Here is a 20699-nt window from a genome sequence, read left to right as displayed (position 1 = left end):
CGCTTGCCGGGGCGTCGTCGTTTCTGATTGATGGCATTTCTCTATCCCTGGGAAATTTCCCAAGCTCGCTGGGAAGGGTCTGAGTTAATGCGTCGATTACTCCGCGAATAATGAGCCAGGTGACGCAGTCAAGCGTTATTCCGCCTCATCACTTCAAGGAGATTTCCTCATGAAACGTCTGTTCGTGGCCCTGCCCCTCGCACTGTTTACCGCCGCATCGGCATATGCCGTCGACCCTATCGAAAAGCAGGTCCAGGTCACCGCACAGGTGCCTACCGATGCCTTCTTCGTCGAGCCGGTGGGCGGCAACTGGATGAACGACCCGCAAGAACTGTCCTGGAACTCGTTCCGCAGCGAACTGCAGCCGATCCGCAAGCAGTTGCAGGTCAAGAGCACCGTTGGCCCGATCACCGCTTACCTGGTGTCGCCGGCGGCGGTCAGCGACGGCGTGAACAGCATCGGCCTGGATGTGTCGGTGGCCGGCACGACACTCAGCACCACCTCCACCGAAGTCATCACCGCGGCGCAGGCAGCGCCGGGTGCGGTGGTCGGTTTCGAGATCGCGGCTCAAGCCGCGCCAGCCGGCGGCTATGTGCCCGGCAGCTACCAGGGGCTGGTGAGCATGATGTTCGAAACCGCCACCCCCTGATTCGCTCACTCCCTGCTTTCCATTGCCCGTTGCTGCCCCTGTCTGATGCTTGTCAGGGCGGGGCGGGCATTGCCTGCCATGATGCCTATGCCAATCTTTCAACCTATCCCCGCCGCGCTCCGCCATTGCCTGCTCGTGGGCGCCTGCATCGCCCTGATGCCCCGGATCGGCCTTGCTGCCTCTGCAACCCTCGGGCGGGTCGAGGGTTTGCCGCGTGAATTCGAGGGGCATTTCTTCGATGTGCCGCTGGCGGTGCGGGTGGACCTGGACGGCCGCTACCTGGGCGATGCCATGGTGGTCCTGGGGCGTGACGAGCAGGTGCAACTGCTCGAGTTCACCGAAACCGACGAGAGCCGCGAGCCCGAAAGCCTGCGCCAGCGCTGGCAGGAGCGTCTGGCTCGACCGCGACCGCTCGGAGATTGTCTTCAGGATTGTCCCGATGGGCTTCAGGCCGTGCACTACAGCCTGGTCAACTCACAGTTATCGTTGCTCACCCTCCAGGCCGAAAGCGCCGGGCAGGTACCTCGTTTTCACCAGCCGCCAGAGCAAGGAAGCACGGGCCTGTTGCTGCGCAACCAGCTCAACCTGGTCGGAGATGGGCGCGGCGGTACTGGGCGCTTTGCACTGCAGGGCCAGGGCAGCATCGGTCACTGGACCGCCCTGGCCGATGGCCAACTCGACCGTGGCAGCGAGGCCGACGCCTCGACCCGTTATCACGTCGAGCAGCTGTATGCCGAACGCCTGGTCGAAGATCACTTCTATCGGCTCGGCTACTTCACCCCCAGTGCCCAGGGCCTGACGCGCCAGCCACGGCTGAACGGGGCCAGCCCCGACACTACACTGGGGCTGATGTTCGGCAGCAGCGACGGGTTGGCCTTGGATACCGGCATGCCCAGCACCACCCCGATCTATGTCACCCCCGACCGACCGGCGATCGTCGAGATCTACCGCAACGGTGTGCTGATCAACAGCCAGCCTGTGCAGCCTGGCTTGCAGACCCTGGACACCCGGGTGCTGCCCGGTGGCATCTACGAAGTCGAGGTGCGTCTGGTCGAGGATGGCCAGGTCACCTCGCGCGACCAGGCATTCATCTACAAACCCAGCAACTGGAGCAGCCGCGGCGGGCGTTGGCGCTACAACGTCTACCTGGGGCGCCAGAGCAGTGTGCTGAGCAACTGGTCACGTGAGCATGACGACAGTCTCAGTGGCGGCATCCTTGCCAACTACCTCCTGCATCCACGCGCAGTGGTGGGGGTTTCCGTGCAGCAGATCGATGAGCAGCAGCAGTTCGGCACTTCGCTGGACTGGGATGTGCACGAGCGCTTCAAGCTGTATGGCAACCTCTATCAGGCCCGGGGCTATGGCAACGGCTACGACCTGCAGGCCGTGGGCAATTTCGAGACCACCTCCCTGGTGGCCAGCCACAGCCGCTCCTGGCTCACCCCCCAGACGACCACCCGGCGCCCTCATGCGGCGCTGGCGACCCGGCAGACCTCGGTGTCGCTGAGTCAGCGCCTGGACCCGCGGCACACTGCCAACCTGCGGGTGTCGCACAGCAGCGGTGCCAGCGAGGGGTTGGGGCTGGATCTGGGGTGGTCGTATTACGGACGGCTGTTCGGCTCCGATGCCAACTGGCGGCTGTCGGTGTTCGACCGCCCCGGCACGTTGGCCACGGGGGAGTCACGCAGCCGCGGGGTCAACCTGGCGCTGAGCATGAGCCTGGGAGGCGGCAAGGGGCGGCGGTTGTCGGCGACTGTCGGTACCCGCACTTCTCGTGATGGCGGGCGCGACATCAACACCTCGCTGACCTATCAGCAAGACCTCGAGCTCGGGCCGCTGCGCAGTGTCGGTGCAACGATGAGTGCCGACCGCTATGGCGTGGGGCTGGGCGGCGATACCCAGTTCGAAAACGAGGTGATGCATGGCGATGCCTACGTTCAGCAATCTTCCTACAACGGCGAGTTCGGCGGTGGCGTGAACCTGGAGAGCCTGCTTGCGCTTGGGGGCGGCAAGGTTGCAATGAGCGGCCAGTACCTGCCGCATCAGGCGGGTCTGATTGTCGACGTCGACACTGACTTGCCCGACCTGAAACTGCACGCCGAAGACCCCAATGGCAGCACCGCCGTCCTGCGCCCCGGGCGCAACGTGATCCCGGTCGCGGCCTACAAGCCCGGCAGCGTGCAGTTCGACTTCGAAGGTATCGACCCCACTGCGGCGTTGATCCAGCCCGCCAGCCTGGATTACCACCTGAACCGAGGCGGCATCGCCTATCGCCAGTTGCGGGTGATGCGCACGGTCACGGTGCTGGGACGCTTGTTCGACGACAAGGGCCAGCCCTTGCGGGGCGCGCAGGTACTCAATCACGCCAGCCGCAGCGTCACTGAAGTCGACGGTTTCTTCGCCGTTGAAATGAGCGAGGCGACTCCGACTCTCGAGGTCCGTCTCAAGGGGGCAGCGGTCTGCTTGCTGGCGCTTGACCCTTCGCGACTGGTGCGCGAGGGCGATGTGCTGTTGGCCGGTGACCAGCAGTGCAGGCCCGGTGAACTGGCGGGCAAAGGGGACCCTGCCACGGATGCACGCAGTGGTTGAGAAGTGCACAGCGCCTGCTTTTTGTAGGAGTTTTCTCATCGCGTTTTGGGAAGTATCGCTCGCATCGGTGCATGGCCACGCGCCCGACGCCCCCCTAATATCACATTGATTGCATGGAGATTTATCGCATGGATATCCGCGGCCTGATGGCCCTGCTGCTGACGATGCCGCTGTCATTACACGCGGCTCCAGAACTGAACATCGGTGGGCTTTACGACTACCTTGAAGGTGACCGGAGCACCTTGCTCAAACGGGTACGCAATGGTGGCGACACCACGGCCTTCGTCAGGATCAGCGTGGTGGAGCTGGTGTATGACGCAGACGGCAGTGCTCGTGAGGTCGCGACTGATGGCCTGGCGCTGGAACAGCGAGGGCTGATCGCCAGTCCTGCCCGGCTGATCGTGCCTGCTGGTGGCATGCAGGCTGTGCGCCTTCTGTACCGAGGGCCACGAGATCAGGAGCGCTATTTCCGCCTGCGCTTCGTACCGGTGCTGCCTGAGCGCGGCGATGGCTTTGCCGTCGATGAAAAAGAGGCACGCAGCTACCGTGAGCACTTGCAGGCTGGCGTCAACCTGCTGGCCGGTTACGGTTCGTTGCTGTTCGTGCGCCCGCAGCAGGCGCGTTTCGATACCCGGATTCGCCGTCAGGCTGGTCAGTTGGAAGTGACCAACGCTGGCAACGCCAGTGTAGTCCTGGACCGTTTCCGTCAGTGCCACGTGGCGGCGCAGACCTGTGATGCGGCCACCAAGCATCACTTGTTGCCGGGGCGTAGCCGACAATTCAGTGGTCATGTGGAAAAGGAACATCGCTTCGACCTGCATGAAGGTGCCGAACGCCGCGATGTCGTGGTGGAAGGATGAGCCGCCTCGCAGGACGCGGTCGCCTTGCGCATATCGGTCGCGCCTGGCTATGGCTCATGCTGCTGGTCGCACCGGTTGCCCCTGCCCTGGAGGTGACCTTGACTGCGAAATACAATGGCGGCGGATCGGGACGGTTCGAGAATACTACGCCGCCTGGCGGGCTTTGTCAGAGCTGGGGTTCGAGCTGCCGTGAGCAGATGACCGTGACCCTGCCTATCACCTATACCAAGACGACGATCCGTGCAGCTTCGGATGTGCGCGATACCTTCTTCGTCAAGGTTCCCGCTCGACGCGAGATCGAGGTGCGCTCTGATGACGGGCTCGATTCGCGGCGTATGGTGTTCGAGTGGACGGCGCTCAGCCAACGCGTGCTCGGCGCGAATATCAATCGACATACGCTTTACCAGGCAAGGGTGGAGGGCGGTTGCAGCAGTATCGGCAATGTCTCGCAATTCCGTCCCGCCCTTATCTCCTTCCTCTGGAGCATCGGCAATCCGACCTCCCCGGGAGCCTGCACTGCAGATGGTGGTTACGCTGCAGCGGGCTTCAGCCAGAACCTCGACGTGCAGGAAACCAGCGTCGCCTTCCAGCTCGACCTACCGCCGCCTTACCGCCTGCGTTCTGGCATCTATCGAGGTTCCACCACCTACCGCATCGGTCCGGGCATGGACTTTGACTTCGGTAATGGAGTGTCAGCGCTTAGCGGCGACACACTGACCGTCAATTTCGAATTGGATGTGCAGCATGCCTTCCTGTTCGAGTTTCCCCCAGGATCCGAGCGCGCCGTGCTCGAACCACGAGGCGGCTGGCAGGCATGGCTGGGGGGCGGGCGGGTTCCACAGCGGCTTTATCGCGACTTGCCTTTCCGGGTGTGGTCGACCGGCCCGTTCAAGGTCTACAAGCTGTGTCAGCACGACAGTGGTACCGGGTGCGCGATCCGGGATGCCGCCAGCCATCAGGCCGACCTGGAAGTGGCGCTCAGCCTGCCTGGGGGGATCCAGCATGGGGGCGGCGCGGTGCAGCGACTGCCGCTGCCCACCGGGCGCGCCATGGCATTGCAGTTCGAGTCGGTTCAGCCGGTGGCGAATCGCCCCGGGCAGTTGCACTTCGCCATCGAATCCGATCAGGTACGCGGCATGCTGGCCAATGCCGGAAGTACCTACAGTGGCCTGGTTACCGTCGTTTTCGATGCCGAGTTGTAGTCCATGGACATGACGAGCGAGGAACGAGCATGAGCAGGGTACTGGTGGTCGACGACCATCCTTTCATCCGCTCGACCGTGTGCATGCTGTTGCGCCAGGAGCGGCTGGAGGTCGTCGGGCAGGCGGACAATGGTATCGATGCGCTGCGGTTGATGCGCCAGGAACCGGTGGATCTGGTGATCCTGGACATCACCATGCCTGGCCTGGATGGCCTGGAGGTGATCGCCCGGATGCGTAGCCTGGAGCATCCGGCCAAGTCGCTGATCCTTACCTCGCAACTGGCCGAGGCCTATTCGCTGCGTTGCATGCAGGCCGGCGCCGCCGGCTATGTGTCCAAGACCGATGATCTTGGTGAACTGAACAAGGCGGTGCGCGCCGTGCTTTCCGGTTACACCTACTTTCCGCAGGTGGCGTTCAGCTCGGTGCACCGGCAGGATCTCAAGGCCAGCGAGGCGCAGTGCATCGCCAGCCTCACCGACCGTGAATTGATGGTTCTGCAGCAGTTGGCGAGGGGCTTGAGCAACAAGGCAATCGGCGATGCGATGTTGCTGAGCAACAAGACCATCAGCACCTACAAGAGCCGTCTGCTGGAAAAGCTTCGGGTCCGTTCGCTCATCGATCTCGCGGATTTCGCCCGCCGCAATCTTTTGATCTAGAGCTGTCCAGTGCTCGGCCGAGCCCTGTCGATGGCGCTGCTGTTGTGCCTGATCGCCCCGTCGCAAGCAACTGCCACCCAGTTGCATTCGGGGGTTGCCCTGAAGGGGCCGGCCATCGAACCGACGCAAGCCGCCCTGCGCTGGTTGTGGGAGCGAAGCCGGTTGCGCCTGGGTATCGTCGAACGACACGATCCCCCTTTCGACCTGCTGGGCACCGGCCAGACCTATGAGGGTATCACTGCCGACTACGCCAGCCTGGTGGCGGCACGGTTGCGCATGCAGGTCGAGGTGCAGGTCTTTGCCACGCAGAACGAGGCCTTTGCAGCCTTGCGTGATGCACGCATCGACCTGGTCGGTTCGGTGACCGCTCGCCAGGCTCAGGATGCCGGCTTGCGCTTGTCGCATCCCTATGCCGAGGACCGGCCCATGCTGATGGCGGCCCGACCGGTCGGCGCACCTGGACCAGGGCATGAGCCCGGTATGCGCTTGGCCATGGTCGAAGGCTATCGCTCACTGGAACAGGTTCTGGCAGGTTACCCGCTGGCGCAGGTCCAGTGGCATGCCTCGCCGTTCAGTGCCATGGCCGCGCTGGTACTGGGTCAGGCCGATGTGTATATCGGGGATGAGCACAAAGGACGCTACCTGCTGGGGCGCAGTCAGCTGTTCGGGGTCGAGGCGGTCGGTCGTGCCGACCTGGATTCACAGGCGATCGGCTTCGCCATGCTCGACTCGACCGGGCCGCTGGCGACCTTGGTCGATGAAGCCCTCGCCAGCCTTGGCGAGCCCCAGCATGAGCAGATCCGCCGACGCTGGAGCCCGTTGGCGATGGTGGCCTACGATCCTGCTGCCTTGCAGTTGAGCACCTCCGAGCAGCGCTGGATCAGTGACAATCCTGTGGTCAAGGTGGTGCTGGACGAACAGTTGCTACCTCTGAGCTATCGCGATGCCAAGGCGGGGCTGCAGGGGCTGAGCCTGGACATCCTGCAATTGATCAGCCAGCGCACCGGGTTGCGTTTCGAGGTGCAAGCCTCAGGCACTATCGAGCAGATGATCGAGTGGGTGCGTCAGGGGCGTGCGCAGGTGATTGCCGGTTTGCCCTACAGCCCGCAGCGGGCCCGCGAGCTGAGTTTCAGTCGGGCATACCTGAGCGCAGCACGGGTGCTGGTCACGCGTGAAGACGCCTCCGGCCCTGCGAGCCTGGTCGGGCTGGAGGGGCACCGACTGGGTGTGATCCTGGGCAGTGCCGTGCCGGACCTCCTGGCCCAGCGCTACCCGCGTATCCGCTTGCAGGCCTATGGCGGGGCACTCGAGGCCCTGCACGCGGTGGCACGCGGTCAGGTGAGCGCGGCGGTGCTGACTTACGACGATGCGCGGCCGATGATCGCCCGTTGGTATCCGGGGCGCGTGAAGATCGCGGCCAGCGTATCCTTGCCGCCTGCTCACTTCGCGCTGGCCACGGCGCACGGCGAGCAGGCGTTGCAGGGCATCCTGAACAAGGCCCTGCTCAGCCTTGCCCCACAGGAAACCGATGCCCTGGTTCGCCGCTGGCGCAATCCACTGATCGTGGGGGATGGGGTCTGGTCACGCTATCGTGGCAAGATCCTGGGTGGCTTCGCGGCGGCCTTTGGCCTGCTGTTGCTGGCGCTGGTGTGGATTCGTTACCTGCGCCGTCTGCAGCGAGAGGCGGCACGGGCGCGCCGCGAGGCGGAGGCGGCGAACCAGGCCAAGACTGGCTTTCTCACCACCATGAGCCATGAAATCCGCACTCCGCTACACGCGCTGCTGGGCATGCTCGAACTGGCCCAGCGCAAGGCGGGCCAGGGTGTTCTCGACCGCATGGCCATCGAAGTGGCCACCGATGCCGCGCGCGGCCTGCTCGAGTTGATCGGTGACATTCTCGATGTCAGCCGGATCGAAGCCGGGCGTTTGCAACTGGCGCCGCAGCGTGTCGTGCTGGGCGAGCAGGTGGCCAGCGTGGTTCAGTTGTTCGAAGCGCAGGCGCGGGCCAAGGGCCTGGTGTTGGAACTGAACATGCGCGGTGCACAGGCGTGCGAGGTCATGCTCGATCCTCTGCGCTTCAAGCAGATCCTCGCCAACGTTCTGAGCAATGCGATCAAGTTCACCGGCGAGGGTCATGTCCGGGTTGATTTGCAGGCGCGTGCGCAGGGGGCCAGGCTGGCGGTCGAGCTGGCCGTGGAGGACACCGGAATCGGCATTGCCGCCGATGAGCTGGCCGCCCTTGGCCAACTGTTTCGCCAGGCCAGCAACCATCGACAATCGCCACGTCACAGCGCCGGGCTGGGTTTGGCCATCAGCCGCAGCCTGTGCCAGATGATGGGAGGGCACCTGAGGCTGGACAGTGTGCTGGGGCAGGGAACACGGGTGTGCATTCACCTTGAGCTGCCTTTGCTGATCGCGCAGGAAGCCCGTGAGGAGCCCTCCGTGCCCACGGCCATGGCGCACTTCGCCAGGTTGCGGGTGCTGGTTGTCGATGACTACCCTGCCAACCGCCTGTTGCTGGCCCAACAGCTCGATTACCTCGGCCATCAGGCCCGCGTCGCCGAAGACGGCACGCAGGCCCTGCGCTTGTGGCTCAAGGAGCATTTCGATGTCGTGATCAGCGATTGCAACATGCCACGCCTCGGTGGGCACGCACTGGCGCGGGCAATCCGCGAACATGAGCGGCGCAGCGAGCGTCCGCGCTGTCGGGTGATCGGGCTCACGGCCAGCGCCCTGGTCGATGAGCGAAACCGCTGCCGGGCTGCGGGCATGGACGGTTGCCTGTTCAAACCGCTGGGGCTGCAAGACCTGGAGCGAGTACTGACGGCGTGTCGTCCACCCTCACAGGCGAACGCATGCGGGCAATCGATTCTGGACATGGGCCATCTGATGCACCTGGTGGGCAAGGACCAAGCTGCGCTCAGTGCCTTGCTGTCCGATCTACGCAGCAGCAACCGTAGTGATCTCAAATGCTTGCAGACGTTCAGGCATCAGCCGCAGGCACTTGCGCAACTGGCCCATCGGGTCAAGGGCGCTGCGCGCATCGTGCGCGCCAGTACTCTGGTGGAATTGTGCGAACGTCTCGAACGAACCTGCGCCCAGCCGTCACCCGCACCGGAGCAATTGAGTGCGGACGTGCGCGCGTTGCACGCGGCGATGCAGCAGCTGGATCGCCAGCTCAATCGCCATGCCGCCACTGGCGGCATGGCGGTGGCGTCATATCATCCCGAGCAATAACAGCACCAGCAGCACCACCAGTACGGCACCGACGATGCCGGACGGGCCATAACCCCAGCTGCGCGAATGGGGGAAGACCGGTAAGCCACCGATCAGCAGCAGGATCAGGATGATGATGAGGATCGTGGTCATGGGCGAAATCCTTGCGTGGTTGGGGTCAAGGGCCTGGAACTGCTGGCCTCTTGTAAATTCGGACTGTTGCCGGACCTGAAAGATTCCATTTGTGTGTCTGCCCCTTGCAGGTCGACGAGCTCGGCACTGACTGAACGGTCATGGGCTTGCATTCACTATCCTGATGAATCCTGCCTCGCTGTCCGACGTTGATTAGACTCGGTTGCAATTCAGTCGGCACAAGGCCCGTCACCATGCAAAACCGCATCATGATCACAGGCGCAGGATCCGGCCTGGGCCACGAGATCGCCCTGCGCTGGGCTCGGGAGGGTTGGCGCCTGGCGCTGGCAGATGTCAACGATGCTGGCCTGCGCGAAACCCTGGAGCAGGTACGTGCAGCAGGCGGCGATGGTTTCGTGCAGCGTTGCGACGTGCGTGACTACAGCCAGCTCACCGCCTTGGCCCAAGCCTGCGAGGAACAATTCGGCGGCATCGATGTGATCGTCAACAACGCAGGCGTCGCCTCGGGCGGGTTCTTCGCCGAGCTGTCGCTTGAAGACTGGGACTGGCAGATCGCAGTGAACCTGATGGGCGTGGTCAAGGGCTGCAAGGCGTTTTTGCCACTGCTCGAGCGCAGCAAGGGGCGCATCATCAACATCGCTTCGATGGCGGCGCTGATGCAAGGGCCGGGAATGAGCAACTACAACGTCGCCAAGGCCGGTGTGCTGGCGCTGTCGGAAAGCCTGCTGGTGGAGTTGCGCCAACTCGAGGTGGGGGTGCATGTGGTGTGCCCGTCGTTCTTCCAGACCAACCTGCTTGACTCTTTCCGCGGGCCGAATCCGGCGATGAAGGCGCAGGTCGGCAAGCTGCTGGAAGGCTCGCCCATCACTGCCGCACAGATTGCCGACTACATCCACGCACAGGTCGCGGCGGGCGAATTCCTGATTCTGCCGCACGAGGCCGGACGCGATGCCTGGCGTCTGAAGTGCCAAGCCCCGCAGGTGCTCTATGACGAGATGGCCAGTATGGCGGTAAAGATGCGGGCCAAGGCGCGGCCAGGGCAATAGCTGTTATGCAGGTGCCGTCTGTAGGGCTTTTTACCGATCTGGGTAGGTGCGGTCTATTTCACAGGTGAGTGATTGAATAGGCCGAATGCCCATAGCAGGCTCGGATTTTCCCTGGGTCTGGAGGATCGGAGCATGTTGGTAATCGGACGTGATGTCGGCGAGGTCGTCACCATCGGCGAGAACATCCGCATCAAAGTGATGGCCGTCGAAGGGGGCGTGGTGCGCTTCGGGATCAGTGCACCGCGTGAGGTGGTGGTGCACCGCTCGGAGATTTACAAGCGTATCAAGGAGCAGGAGCTGGAGCGCAGCTCCTCGTCTTAATCCAGCAACTCCCGTGGCACATCATGCTTGGCCAGTAACTGGCACTGCTGGCTTTCCAGGTCGAAGAGGATGAATGCCTGGCCTTTGGCCAAGGCCTGGCGCACGCGCAGCACGCGGGTTTCCAGCGGGGTGTCGTCGCCGTTGTCGGTGCCGTCGCGGGTGACGAAGTCTTCGATCAGGCGGGTGAGGGTGTCGGCTTCGAGTTGGTCGTAGGGGATCAGCATGATGGCTATCGGGTTGGGCAGGTTGGGCTGCATGCTACTTGAAAGTGGGGCAGGGACGTTAATCGTCGGCGACGTCTGGGCGGGTTCACCCGCGTAGACGCCGCCGCCAGGTTCAGCTCTTGTTGCCCACCAGGCTATCCACCGCTGGCACCCGGGTATCGCTCTCCATTTGCGCATCATGCTCCAGTTGATGACTGAAGCGCTCCAGAGAAGCATTGGCCGGTTGCGAGTCGCTGGCGAACACGGGCGGGCTGAGCAGGTACGCCGACAACAGGCGGCTCAGTGCAGCCAGGCTGTCGATGTGGGTGCGCTCGTAACCGTGAGTGGCGTCGCAACCGAACGCCACCAGCGCAGTGCGGATATCGTGCCCGGCCGTGACCGCCGAGTGGGCGTCGCTGAAGTAGTAGCGGAACAGGTCGCGGCGTACCGGCAACTCCTGGTCGCTCGCGAGTTTGAGCAGATGACGGGACAGGTGGTAGTCGTACGGCCCTGAAGAGTCCTGCATCGCCACGCTTACTGCATGCTCGCTGGACGCCTGCCCCGGCGCCACCGGGGCGATGTCGATGCCGACGAACTCGCTGACATCCCAAGGCAGCGCGCCTGCGGCCCCGGAGCCGGTTTCCTCGGTGATGGTGAACAGCGGATGGCAGTCGATCAGCGGTTGGCGGCCACTTTCCACCACAGCCTTGAGGGCTGCGAGCAATGCCGCCACGCCGGCTTTGTCGTCCAGGTGACGGGCGCTGATATGGCCGCTATCGGTGAATTCCGGTAGCGGATCGAAGGCGACGAAGTCGCCGATGCCGATGCCCAGCGCCTCGCAATCGGCGCGGGTAGCGCAGTAGGCGTCCAGGCGCACCTCAACGTGTTCCCAACTGATCGGCATCTGGTCGATGGCGGTGTTGAACGCGTGCCCGCTGGCCATCAACGGCAGCACGCTGCCGCGAAACACGCCGGTGTCGGTGAACACGCTGACCCGGCTGCCTTCGGCGAAGCGGCTGGACCAGTGACCTACTGCCGACAGTGCCAGGCGGCCGTTGTCCTGCAACTGCCGCACGCTGGCGCCGATGGTGTCCAGGTGTGCCGAGACGGCGCGATCGGGCGAACTCTGACGGCCCTTGAGCGTGGCGCGGATGGTGCCACGGCGGGTCAGCTCGAAGGGGATGCCCAGTTCGTCCAGGCGCTCGGCTACGTAGCGCACGATGGTATCGGTGAAGCCGGTGGGACTGGGGATGGCGAGCATCTCCAGGAGGACGCGCTTGAGGTAGTCCAGGTCGGGTTCGGGGAGTCGTTCGGACATGGGTACTCCTTGGGGTCTTTGCTGGCTTTTTCGCGGGCAAGCCCATTCCACAAGGGCTTGCCCGCGAAAAGACCAGCAGCGATTCAGGCCAGGGGCTGGCTATGCGGGAACAGCAGATCCACGAACCGCTCCGCAGTCGGCTGCGGTTCATGGTTGGCCAGCCCGGCCCGCTCGTTGGCTTCGATGATCACGTAGTCCGGCTGCTGCGCATCGCGCACCATCAGGTCCAGGCCGACCACCGGAATTTCCAGTGCCCGTGCAGCCCTCACTGCCGCATCGGCGAGCACCGGGTGCAACTGTTCGGTGACATCTTCCAGGGTGCCGCCAGTGTGCAGGTTCGCCGTGCGCCGCACCGCCAGGCGCTGGCCTGCCGGCAATACGTCTTCAAAACCCAGCCCGGAGGCGCGCAGGGTGCGCTCGGTTTCCTCATCCATCGGGATGCGGCTTTCACCCCCGGTTGCGGCCTGGCGACGGCGGCTCTGGGCCTCGATCAGTGCCTTGATGGTGTGCTTGCCGTCGCCGATCACCTCGGCCGGATGGCGAATGGCGGCGGCCACCACCTCGAAGCCGATCACCAGGATGCGCAGGTCGAAACCGGCGTGGAAGCTCTCCAGCAGCACGCGGCTGTCGAAACGCCGGGCGTGCTCCACAGCCTGGCTGATCTCGTCGTATTCGGTGAGGTTGACCGCGACGCCCTGGCCCTGCTCGCCATCCACCGGCTTGACCACGACGGCGCCATGCTCTTCGAGAAAAGCCAGGTTGTCGTCGGCGTTGCCGGCCAGTTGCTGGGCAGGCACCTGCAGGCCGGCATCGTGCAGCACCTTGCGGGTCAGGCGCTTGTCCTGGCACAGGGTCATGGTCACGGCGCTGGTCAAGTCACTCAGCGATTCGCGACAGCGAATCCGGCGCCCGCCCAGGCTCAGGGTGAACAGCCCGGCGCTGGCGTCGTCTACCTGGACTTCGATACCACGGCGCAGGGCTTCGTTGACGATGATCCGCGCGTAGGGATTGAGCCCGGCTTCAGGGCCAGGGCCGAGGAACAGTTCCTGGTTGATGCCATTCCTGCGCTTGACGGCGAAGGTGGGCAGGTTACGAAAGCCCAGCTTCTGGTAAAGCCGCTTGGCCTGGCGGTTGTCGTGCATCACCGACAGGTCGAGGTAGGCCAGGCCGCGGCTCATGAAGTGCTCGACCAGATGGCGCACCAGCACTTCGCCGACACCCGGACGGCTGCACTGCGGGGAGACGGCCAGGCACCACAGGCTGCTGCCGTGCTCGGGGTCGTCGAAAGCCTTGCTGTGGTTCAGACCCATGACGCTGCCGATCACGGCGCCGGTGTCTTCGTCCTCGGCAATCCAGTACACCGGGCCACCCAGGTGGCGCGGGGTGAGTAGCTCGGGATTGACCGGCATCATGCCGCGCGCCTGATACAGCGTGTTGATCGCCTGCCAGTCGCCTTCGGCCTGGGCGCGACGGATGCGAAACCCGCGGAACACGCGCTGGGCCGGGCGGTAGTCGGTGAACCACAGGCGCAGGGTGTCGGAGGGGTCGAGAAACAGCTGTTGCGGCGCCTGGGCCAGCAACTGCTGGGGGGCCGCCACGTACAAGGCGATGTCACGTTCGCCGGGCTGTTCGTCGAGCATGGCCTCGGCAAGTTGTGCAGGGTCAGGGTAGGTGTGGCCGATCAGCAAACGTCCCCAGCCGCAGTGCACGGCGCGCGGCTGGTCGTGGGGGTCGCTGCCGTCACCGGCCAGGCGTGCCTGGAGGCGTTCGTAGGAGGGCGCCTGGCCGCGCAACAGGCGCTGGCCATAGGCACTATGGGCTTTCATTGGTCAGATTCCTTGTTCGCTGAGCCACAGGTTCAGGGCCGCCAGTTGCCACAGCTTGGAGCCGCGCAGTGGGGTGAGCTGGCCGTGGGGGTTGCTCAGCAGGCGATCGAGCATGGCCGGGTTGAACAGGCCACGGTCCTGGCTCGGGTCGGTCAGCAGTTCGCGTACCCAGCCAAGGGTCGCGCCCTCCAGGTGCTTGAGGCCGGGTACGGGGAAGTAGCCCTTCTTGCGGTCGATGACTTCATGGGGAATGACCCGTCGCGCCGCCTGCTTGAGCACCTGCTTGCCACCGTCGGGCAGCTTGAAGCGGGCCGGGATACGGGCAGAAAGTTCGACCAGGCGATAGTCGAGGAACGGCGTACGTGCCTCCAGCCCCCAGGCCATGGTCATGTTGTCGACACGCTTGACCGGGTCGTCGACCAGCATCACCGTGCTGTCCAGGCGCAGGGCCTTGTCCACCGCATGGGTTGCACCGGGACGGGCGAAGTGCTCGCGAACGAAATCGCCAGCGGCATCGTTGTCCAGCAACCAGGGTGCCTGCACGGTGTCGCGGTATTCGTCGTGGCTACGGTCGAAGAACGCCTCGCGATAGGCAGCGAAGGCATCCTCGGCACCATTCACCTGCGGGTACCAGTGATAGCCGGCGAACAACTCGTCGGCGCCCTGGCCGCTCTGCACGCCCTTGCAGTGCTTGGCGACTTCACGCGAAAGCAGGTAGAAGGCGATGCAGTCATGGCTGACCATCGGCTCGCTCATGGCGCGGAAGGCAGCCGGCAACTGCTCGATGATCTCGTGTTCGGCGATGCGCAACTGGTGGTGGCGGGTGCCGTAGTGCTTGGCGATCAGGTCCGAGTACTGGAACTCGTCGCCACGTTCGCCGCCGGCATCCTCGAAACCGATGGAGAAGGTCGACAGGTCGTCCACGCCGACTTCGCGCAGCAGGCCGACCAGCAGGCTGGAGTCGACGCCACCGGACAGCAGCACGCCAACATCCACAGCCGCGCGCTGGCGGATCGCCACGGCATCGCGGGTGGCATCGAGCACACGGGTGGTCCAGCCTTCGAGGTCGAGGTCCTGCTCGTCCGGGGTCGGGCCGTAATGCAGTTGCCACCAGGTCTGGCGCTCGACTTCGCCGTGGCGGTCGATGCGCATCCAGGTCCCGGGCTCGAGCTTCTGCACGTTGGCCAGCATCGTGCGCGGTGCTGGCACCACGGCGTGGAAGTTGAGGTAGTGATTGAGCGCTACCGGGTCGATCATCGGGTCGATGTCGCCGCCTTTGAGCAGCGCCGGCAGGGTCGAGGCGAAGCGCAGGCGCTCGCCGTTGCGCGACAGGTACAGCGGCTTGACGCCGAGGCGGTCGCGAGCCAGGAACAGGCGCTGGTTGTCGCGCTCCCAGATGGCCAGGGCGAACATGCCGTTGAGCTTGGGCAGCAGCGCGGCGCCCCAGGCGTGGTAGCCCTTGAGCAGCACTTCGGTGTCGCCGTCTGACCAGAAGTTATAGCCCAGGTCCTGCAGTTCCTGGCGCAGTTCCGGGAAGTTGTAGATGGCGCCGTTGAACGCCAGGGACAGGCCGAGGGTGTTGTCGACCATCGGCTGCGCCGAGCCGTCGGACAGGTCCATGATCTTCAGGCGCCGATGGCCGAGGGCGATCGGCCCCTGGCTGTGGAAGCCCCAGGCATCAGGGCCGCGTGGCGCCAGATGATGGGTGATGCGCTCCACCGCGGCGAGATCCGCCGGGCGGGGGGCTTGGTCGATGGGGGTGAAACGCAACTCTCCTGCTAATCCGCACATAAGTCCTTACCGGTTTTGCCGTTGGGGAAAGAGTGCCCCCACATGGGGCACCTTAAGGAACTGACCCAGGGGATTTGCGGGAGTTTTAGATCAATCTGTTATATGGGACGGGTGGGTGCTGTTTCATTTGCCGCGAATCAGCTTGCGCAGCGTGAAGCGGTTTGGATGACAGGCCTCGGCCACGGCCCGGGGCACCGGGAGCGGTTCGCCACTGGCCCAGGCGGCAATCAGCTCGCCGCTCAAAGGCGCGGTAATCAGGCCGCGTGAGCCGTGGCCGCTGTTGACGTACAAGCCTTCCAGCCAGGGGCAGGCGATCGCCGGAACCTGTCGGGCATCCTTGGCCAGCATTGAATAGGTCGTGCTGAACGCAGCAGGATCGGCCAGCGGCCCGACAATCGGCAGGTAATCCGGGCTGGTGCAGCGAAACGCTGCGCGCCCCTGCAATTGCGCCGGATCCAGTGCGGCCGTGTCGAGCCGCTGCGCCAGGTCGGCAGAAATCGCCTCCAGCAGACCAAGATTGCTTGCGTGCTCGCCGGCAGTGGGGGCGAGGTCGAGGCTATGGAAGTCGAAACTGGCACCTAGGGTGTGCTCGCCATCGCGCGCCGGGGCGACGTAGCCGTCGGCGCAGACCACGGTGCCCAGCGCCTGGCTGCGCTCGGTCAGCGGCAGGCGGGTGATCTGTCCTCGGATACGCTTGAGCGGCAGCTCGGCGCATGCCTCGAGGTTGCGTATCTCAGCGGCACCGGCCAGCACCACCAGCGGCGCACTGGCCAGCAACCGTTCGCCGTCCCAGGCTTGCCACAGACCGTCGACGCGGCGCAGTTCGATCACCTGGTGATGGTTGAGCAGGCGAATGCGCGGGTGTTGCAGTTGCGCGTGGCACAGTGCGGGCGGGTGCACCCAGCCGCCCTCGGGGTAGAACAGCCCACCGCTGGACAGGGCGACCCCGGCGATCGCCTCGGCCTGCTCGCGATCCAGGCACTGCAGCAGGCTGCTGTCGAAGGCGCCGGCAAGTTTGGCCTGGCGTTCGGTTTCCTTGGTGTCGAACGCCAGTTGCAGCACGCCGCAGTCGTCCCAGTCGCGGCCACGCTGCAGGCGTTCGAGCCAACGGCGGGTGTAGCCGAACCCGGCGAGAATCATCTGCGACAAGGCGGTGCCGTGTGCCGACAGCTTCAGGTACAGCACGCCCTGGGGGTTGCCGGAGGCCTCTCGGGCCGGGGCGTCGTGGCGTTCCAGCACTTCGACCTGCCAACCGCGTGCAGCCAGGCTGGCGGCGCTGGCGCAACCGGCCAGCCCGGCGCCGATGACCAGCGCGCGACGGGGGCCGTCCACGGGGGCGGGGCGTGCATACCAGGGGGCTGGTTGTGGCGGCGTCGGCAGGTCTTCAGGCCAGCCGACGAATTCTCCCCCCATCACTTCCCACTTCTTGCCCAGCCCCGGCACTTTCTTGATCGCAAAACCGGCGGCTGCCAGGCCGCGGCGCACCCAACCTGTGGTGGTGAAGGTCCCCAGCGTGGTGCCGGGGCGTGACAGCCGTGCCAGTTGCGCGAACAGTTCCGGCGTCCACATGTCCGGGTTCTTCGCCGGGGCGAAGCCGTCCAGAAACCAGGCGTCGATGGGCGCGTCGAGCTGGGGCAACCGTTCCAGCACGTCACCGACCAGCAGGGTGAGGGTGACCCGGCCCTGCTCGAAGCTGAACTGCTGGAAGCCTGGATGCACGGCCACATACTGCGCCAGCAAGGGTTCGCTGAAGGGCGAAAGCTCCGGCCACAGCGCTGCAGCGCGGGCCAGGTCGGCGCGACTGAGTGGGTACTTCTCGACACTGACGAAATGCAGCCGCGCCTCGGGGTGAGCCTTTTCTGCAAACAGTTGCCAGGCACAGAAGAAGTTCATGCCGGTACCAAAACCGGTCTCGCCGATCACCAGGCAGGCGTGCGGCGCAAGCTCGGCGAAGCGCCGGGCCAGGTGGTTGCGCTCGAGGAAGACGTACACCGTCTCGTGCACGCCCTCGTTCTTCGAGAAATAGACGTCGTCGTATTGCCGCGAGTGGGGGCGGCCCTGGTCGTCCCAGTCGATCTGGGCGTGCTGGGGGAGTGGGGTATCAGGCATGGTCGGTTCGGCTGGCAGTGAAGCGAAGATTTTATGCCATCTGCGTCGCCGGCGCTGTATCCGCCGTGGGAAGAGGGCGCAAGACTGGCGTGCAATCCGCTACTCTTGCTTATCCATCGAAGGAGTGAGCCATGTTCGAATCCGCGGAAATCGGTCACAGCATTGACAAGGAAACCTACGAGGCCGAATTGCCGGCCCTGCGCGAGGCGTTGCTGGAGGCCCAGTTCGAGCTCAAGCAGCAGGCGCGATTCCCGGTCATCGTACTGATCAACGGTGTCGAGGGTGCTGGCAAGGGCGAGACGGTCAAGCTGCTCAACGAGTGGATGGACCCGCGGATGATCGATGTGCTCACCTTCGACCAGCAGACCGACGAAGAACTGGCGCGCCCACCCGCCTGGCGATACTGGCGTGCACTACCGCCAAAAGGGCGAATGGGCGTGTTCTTCGGCAATTGGTACAGCCAGATGTTGCAGGGGCGGGTGCATGGTCGCTTCAAGGATGCGGTGCTCGACCAGGCCATCACCGGCGCCGAGCGCCTGGAACAGATGCTTTGCGACGAAGGTGCGCTGATCATCAAGTTCTGGTTTCACCTCTCCAAGAAACAGATGAAGACCCGGCTCAAGGTGCTGCGCGACGATCCGCTGCACAGTTGGCGCATCAGTCCGCTGGACTGGCAACAGTCCGAGACCTACGACCGCTTCGTACGTTTCGGTGAGCGGGTTCTGCGGCGCACCAGCCGCGACTACGCGCCCTGGCATGTGATCGAGGGTGTCGATCCGCACTACCGTGCGCTGGCGGCCGGGCGCATTCTGCTCGAAAGCCTGAACGCGGCGCTGGCCAACGCGCCGAAGGGCAAGCACCAGGGCAATGTCGCGCCATTGGGGCGCAGCATCGATCAGTTGAGCCTGCTCGGTGCCCTGGATCTCACCCAGCGCCTCGACAAGCACGACTATCAAAAGCAACTGGTCGCCGAGCAGGCGCGCCTGGCCGGGCTGCTGAGGCACAAGCGCATGCGTGAGCATGCCCTCATCGCGGTGTTCGAAGGCAACGATGCGGCAGGTAAAGGTGGAGCGATCCGCCGGGTGGCTGCTGCGCTGGACCCGCGTCAGTACCGTATCGTACCGATCGCCGCACCCACCGAGGAGGAGCGCGCCCAGCCTTACTTGTGGCGCTTCTGGCGACATGTGCCGGCGCGCGGCAAGTTCACCATCTTCGACCGCTCCTGGTACGGCAGGGTGCTGGTGGAGCGGGTCGAAGGATTCTGCACCCCGGCCGACTGGATGCGCGCCTATGGCGAGATCAATGATTTCGAGGAGCAGTTGAGCAACTCGGGCATCGTGGTCGTGAAGTTCTGGCTGGCAATCGACCAAGAGACACAGTTGCAGCGCTTCGAGGAACGTGAAGAGATCCCGTTCAAGCGCTACAAGATCACCGAGGAAGACTGGCGCAACCGCGACAAGTGGGATGTATACGCCGAGGCGGTGGGTGACATGGTCGATCGTACCAGCTCCGAGATAGCCCCCTGGACGCTGGTGGAAGCCAACGACAAGCGCTGGGCGCGGGTCAAGGTGCTGCGTACCATCAACGATGCACTGGAAGCGGCGTTCGCCAGGCACAAGAAGTGACGCATCCCGTCCGCCGCGGGGCAGCCATGCCCCGCGGGAATGACCTGATGAATTCTTTTCCCGCCACTTTCTGCCAGCCCCACCTTTGCAGCCCTTAGACTTCAATCACCCCAATCAGGGCATTGATCGAGGACGCTATGCACATTTCTTCCGGACGCTGGGTCCATGGCCTGTTCCTGGCGCTGCTGACCGCGCTGCTGTGGGGCATTCTGCCGATCAAGCTCAAGCAGGTGCTGCAGGTGATGGATCCGATCACGGTCACCTGGTATCGGCTGCTGGTCTCCGGCGGCTTGCTGTTCGCCTGGCTGGCCGCCAACCGGCGCCTGCCGCCAGTCCAGCGGCTGGGGCGCAAGGGCTTGGGCCTGGTAGCGGTGGCCGTGTGTGGGCTGATGGGCAACTACGTGCTGTATCTGGTCGGTCTCAAACTGCTCAGCCCTGGTACTGCACAGTTGGTGGTGCAACTGGGGCCGGTGCTGTTGCTGGTGGCCAGTGTGTTTGTGTTCAAAGAGCGTTTCAGCTTGGGCCAGGGTATCGGGTTGCTGGTGCTGCTGGCCGGTTTCGGGCTGTTCTTCAACCAGCGCCTGGACGAGCTGCTGACATCACTTGGGACCTATACCACCGGTGTACTGACGATCATCCTGGCCACCAGCATCTGGGTGTTCTATGCCCTGAGCCAGAAGCAGTTGCTGACGGTCTGGCATTCGCAGCAGGTGATGATGGTGATCTACCTGTGCTGCGCGGCGCTGCTGACGCCTTGGGCGCACCCGCTGGAGGCGCTGCAACTGACGGCTGTACAAGGCTGGTTGCTGCTGGCGTGCTGCCTGAACACCCTGGTCGCCTATGGCGCATTTGCCGAGGCTTTGGCGCATTGGGAAGCATCGCGGGTGAGTGCGACCTTGGCACTGACGCCGCTGGTCACCTTTATTGCGGTGGCGCTATCGGCCTGGGTGTGGCCTGAGTACGTGCATGCCGAACAGATCAATGCGCTGGGCTATGCCGGGGCGGTGACGGTGGTGGCAGGGTCGGCACTGGTGGCGCTGGGGCCTTCGCTGGTGGCGGGGTGGCGGGCGCGGCGGGCCAGGGTGGCAGAGGTTCGCTCATAATCGGCGGTGGCCGCTTTGGCGGGGCCACCGCG

Annotated in this window: 16 protein-coding genes; 10 read left to right on the top strand and 6 right to left on the bottom strand. The window is 64.5% G+C overall.

Annotated elements, in window-relative coordinates:
- Positions 1 to 169 precede the first annotated feature (169 nt).
- The 6 genes from IAE40_RS07790 to IAE40_RS07765 all read left to right on the top strand — a co-directional run bounded on the left by IAE40_RS07790 (position 170) and on the right by IAE40_RS07765 (position 9193).
- Positions 170 to 649, top strand: coding sequence for a CS1 type fimbrial major subunit (locus tag IAE40_RS07790; RefSeq protein WP_153772840.1), 480 nt, complete (start codon positions 170 to 172; stop codon positions 647 to 649).
- 87 nt (positions 650 to 736) lie between these two features.
- Complete coding sequence (locus IAE40_RS07785; protein ID WP_200602953.1) at positions 737 to 3238, top strand: TcfC E-set like domain-containing protein; 2502 nt, start codon at positions 737 to 739, stop codon at positions 3236 to 3238.
- A gap of 128 nt (positions 3239 to 3366) precedes the next feature.
- Complete coding sequence (locus tag IAE40_RS07780; RefSeq protein ID WP_197890727.1) at positions 3367 to 4098, top strand: fimbrial biogenesis chaperone; 732 nt, start codon at positions 3367 to 3369, stop codon at positions 4096 to 4098.
- Positions 4095 to 5300: a hypothetical protein gene (locus tag IAE40_RS07775; RefSeq protein ID WP_178117522.1), complete on the top strand. Its 1206-nt coding sequence runs from the start codon at positions 4095 to 4097 to the stop codon at positions 5298 to 5300. Before IAE40_RS07780 ends, IAE40_RS07775 begins: the two co-directional genes overlap by 4 nt.
- Positions 5301 to 5329: 29 nt before the next feature.
- Positions 5330 to 5956, top strand: a complete 627-nt coding sequence (locus IAE40_RS07770) for a response regulator transcription factor (protein WP_153772843.1) — start codon at positions 5330 to 5332, stop codon at positions 5954 to 5956.
- A gap of 9 nt (positions 5957 to 5965) precedes the next feature.
- Positions 5966 to 9193, top strand: a complete 3228-nt coding sequence (locus IAE40_RS07765) for a transporter substrate-binding domain-containing protein (protein WP_200602952.1) — start codon at positions 5966 to 5968, stop codon at positions 9191 to 9193.
- Here IAE40_RS07765 and IAE40_RS07760 read toward each other — a convergent pair.
- Positions 9173 to 9325, bottom strand: a complete 153-nt coding sequence (locus IAE40_RS07760) for a DUF3309 family protein (protein ID WP_065862157.1) — start codon at positions 9323 to 9325, stop codon at positions 9173 to 9175. The two genes, IAE40_RS07765 and IAE40_RS07760, sit on opposite strands and share 21 nt — an antisense overlap.
- Before the next feature lie 233 nt (positions 9326 to 9558).
- Between IAE40_RS07760 and IAE40_RS07755 the strand changes: the two genes are divergently transcribed.
- Both IAE40_RS07755 and csrA read left to right on the top strand, forming a co-directional pair.
- A complete protein-coding gene (locus tag IAE40_RS07755; RefSeq protein WP_197890733.1) occupies positions 9559 to 10371 on the top strand; it encodes an SDR family oxidoreductase in 813 nt (270 codons plus the stop codon).
- A gap of 132 nt (positions 10372 to 10503) precedes the next feature.
- On the top strand, positions 10504 to 10692 hold the full coding sequence (csrA, locus tag IAE40_RS07750) for a carbon storage regulator CsrA (RefSeq protein ID WP_063545790.1): 189 nt from the start codon (positions 10504 to 10506) through the stop codon (positions 10690 to 10692).
- On the opposite strand, the gene IAE40_RS07745 is transcribed toward csrA, so the two are convergent.
- The 5 genes from IAE40_RS07745 to mnmC all read right to left on the bottom strand — a co-directional run bounded on the left by IAE40_RS07745 (position 10689) and on the right by mnmC (position 17939).
- Positions 10689 to 10916: a YheU family protein gene (locus tag IAE40_RS07745; protein WP_054893888.1), complete on the bottom strand. Its 228-nt coding sequence runs from the start codon at positions 10914 to 10916 to the stop codon at positions 10689 to 10691. The two genes, csrA and IAE40_RS07745, sit on opposite strands and share 4 nt — an antisense overlap.
- A 112-nt stretch (positions 10917 to 11028) precedes the next feature.
- Entirely contained in the window at positions 11029 to 12213 is a 1185-nt protein-coding gene (locus IAE40_RS07740) for an osmoprotectant NAGGN system M42 family peptidase (RefSeq protein ID WP_063545789.1), read from the bottom strand.
- Positions 12214 to 12296: 83 nt separating this feature from the next.
- On the bottom strand, positions 12297 to 14039 hold the full coding sequence (gene ngg, locus IAE40_RS07735) for an N-acetylglutaminylglutamine synthetase (protein WP_054893859.1): 1743 nt from the start codon (positions 14037 to 14039) through the stop codon (positions 12297 to 12299).
- Positions 14040 to 14042: 3 nt separating this feature from the next.
- Positions 14043 to 15830 (bottom strand): N-acetylglutaminylglutamine amidotransferase, encoded by a 1788-nt coding sequence (locus IAE40_RS07730; RefSeq protein ID WP_151926285.1) that lies wholly within the window; start codon positions 15828 to 15830, stop codon positions 14043 to 14045.
- A 123-nt stretch (positions 15831 to 15953) separates the two neighbouring features.
- Positions 15954 to 17939 (bottom strand): bifunctional tRNA (5-methylaminomethyl-2-thiouridine)(34)-methyltransferase MnmD/FAD-dependent 5-carboxymethylaminomethyl-2-thiouridine(34) oxidoreductase MnmC, encoded by a 1986-nt coding sequence (mnmC, locus tag IAE40_RS07725; protein WP_197890737.1) that lies wholly within the window; start codon positions 17937 to 17939, stop codon positions 15954 to 15956.
- 131 nt (positions 17940 to 18070) lie between these two features.
- Between mnmC and pap the strand changes: the two genes are divergently transcribed.
- A complete protein-coding gene (gene pap / locus IAE40_RS07720; protein ID WP_200602951.1) occupies positions 18071 to 19564 on the top strand; it encodes a polyphosphate:AMP phosphotransferase in 1494 nt (497 codons plus the stop codon).
- Between the two features lie 137 nt (positions 19565 to 19701).
- Positions 19702 to 20667 carry a DMT family transporter gene (locus IAE40_RS07715; RefSeq protein ID WP_200602950.1) on the top strand — a complete coding sequence of 322 codons (966 nt, stop codon included), beginning with the start codon at positions 19702 to 19704 and terminating at the stop codon, positions 20665 to 20667.
- The last annotated feature ends 32 nt before the right edge of the window (positions 20668 to 20699 follow it).

Source organism: Pseudomonas sp. S44 (assembly GCF_016624805.1).
Lineage (GTDB): Bacteria > Pseudomonadota > Gammaproteobacteria > Pseudomonadales > Pseudomonadaceae > Aquipseudomonas > Aquipseudomonas machongensis.
The sequence above is the reverse complement of the archived record's forward strand: the minus strand, read 5'-3'. Positions and strand labels throughout refer to the sequence as shown.

Coding starts and splice junctions, on each gene's coding strand:
- pap (WP_200602951.1), top strand. CDS start 18,071: ATGTTCGAATCCGCGGAAATCGGTCACAGCATTGACAAGGAAACCTAC.
- IAE40_RS07715 (WP_200602950.1), top strand. CDS start 19,702: ATGCACATTTCTTCCGGACGCTGGGTCCATGGCCTGTTCCTGGCGCTG.
- IAE40_RS07780 (WP_197890727.1), top strand. CDS start 3,367: ATGGATATCCGCGGCCTGATGGCCCTGCTGCTGACGATGCCGCTGTCA.
- IAE40_RS07740 (WP_063545789.1), bottom strand. CDS start 12,213: ATGTCCGAACGACTCCCCGAACCCGACCTGGACTACCTCAAGCGCGTC.
- IAE40_RS07730 (WP_151926285.1), bottom strand. CDS start 15,830: ATGTGCGGATTAGCAGGAGAGTTGCGTTTCACCCCCATCGACCAAGCC.
- IAE40_RS07755 (WP_197890733.1), top strand. CDS start 9,559: ATGCAAAACCGCATCATGATCACAGGCGCAGGATCCGGCCTGGGCCAC.
- IAE40_RS07770 (WP_153772843.1), top strand. CDS start 5,330: ATGAGCAGGGTACTGGTGGTCGACGACCATCCTTTCATCCGCTCGACC.
- mnmC (WP_197890737.1), bottom strand. CDS start 17,939: ATGCCTGATACCCCACTCCCCCAGCACGCCCAGATCGACTGGGACGAC.
- IAE40_RS07790 (WP_153772840.1), top strand. CDS start 170: ATGAAACGTCTGTTCGTGGCCCTGCCCCTCGCACTGTTTACCGCCGCA.
- IAE40_RS07745 (WP_054893888.1), bottom strand. CDS start 10,916: ATGCTGATCCCCTACGACCAACTCGAAGCCGACACCCTCACCCGCCTG.
- IAE40_RS07760 (WP_065862157.1), bottom strand. CDS start 9,325: ATGACCACGATCCTCATCATCATCCTGATCCTGCTGCTGATCGGTGGC.
- csrA (WP_063545790.1), top strand. CDS start 10,504: ATGTTGGTAATCGGACGTGATGTCGGCGAGGTCGTCACCATCGGCGAG.
- IAE40_RS07775 (WP_178117522.1), top strand. CDS start 4,095: ATGAGCCGCCTCGCAGGACGCGGTCGCCTTGCGCATATCGGTCGCGCC.
- ngg (WP_054893859.1), bottom strand. CDS start 14,039: ATGAAAGCCCATAGTGCCTATGGCCAGCGCCTGTTGCGCGGCCAGGCG.
- IAE40_RS07785 (WP_200602953.1), top strand. CDS start 737: ATGCCAATCTTTCAACCTATCCCCGCCGCGCTCCGCCATTGCCTGCTC.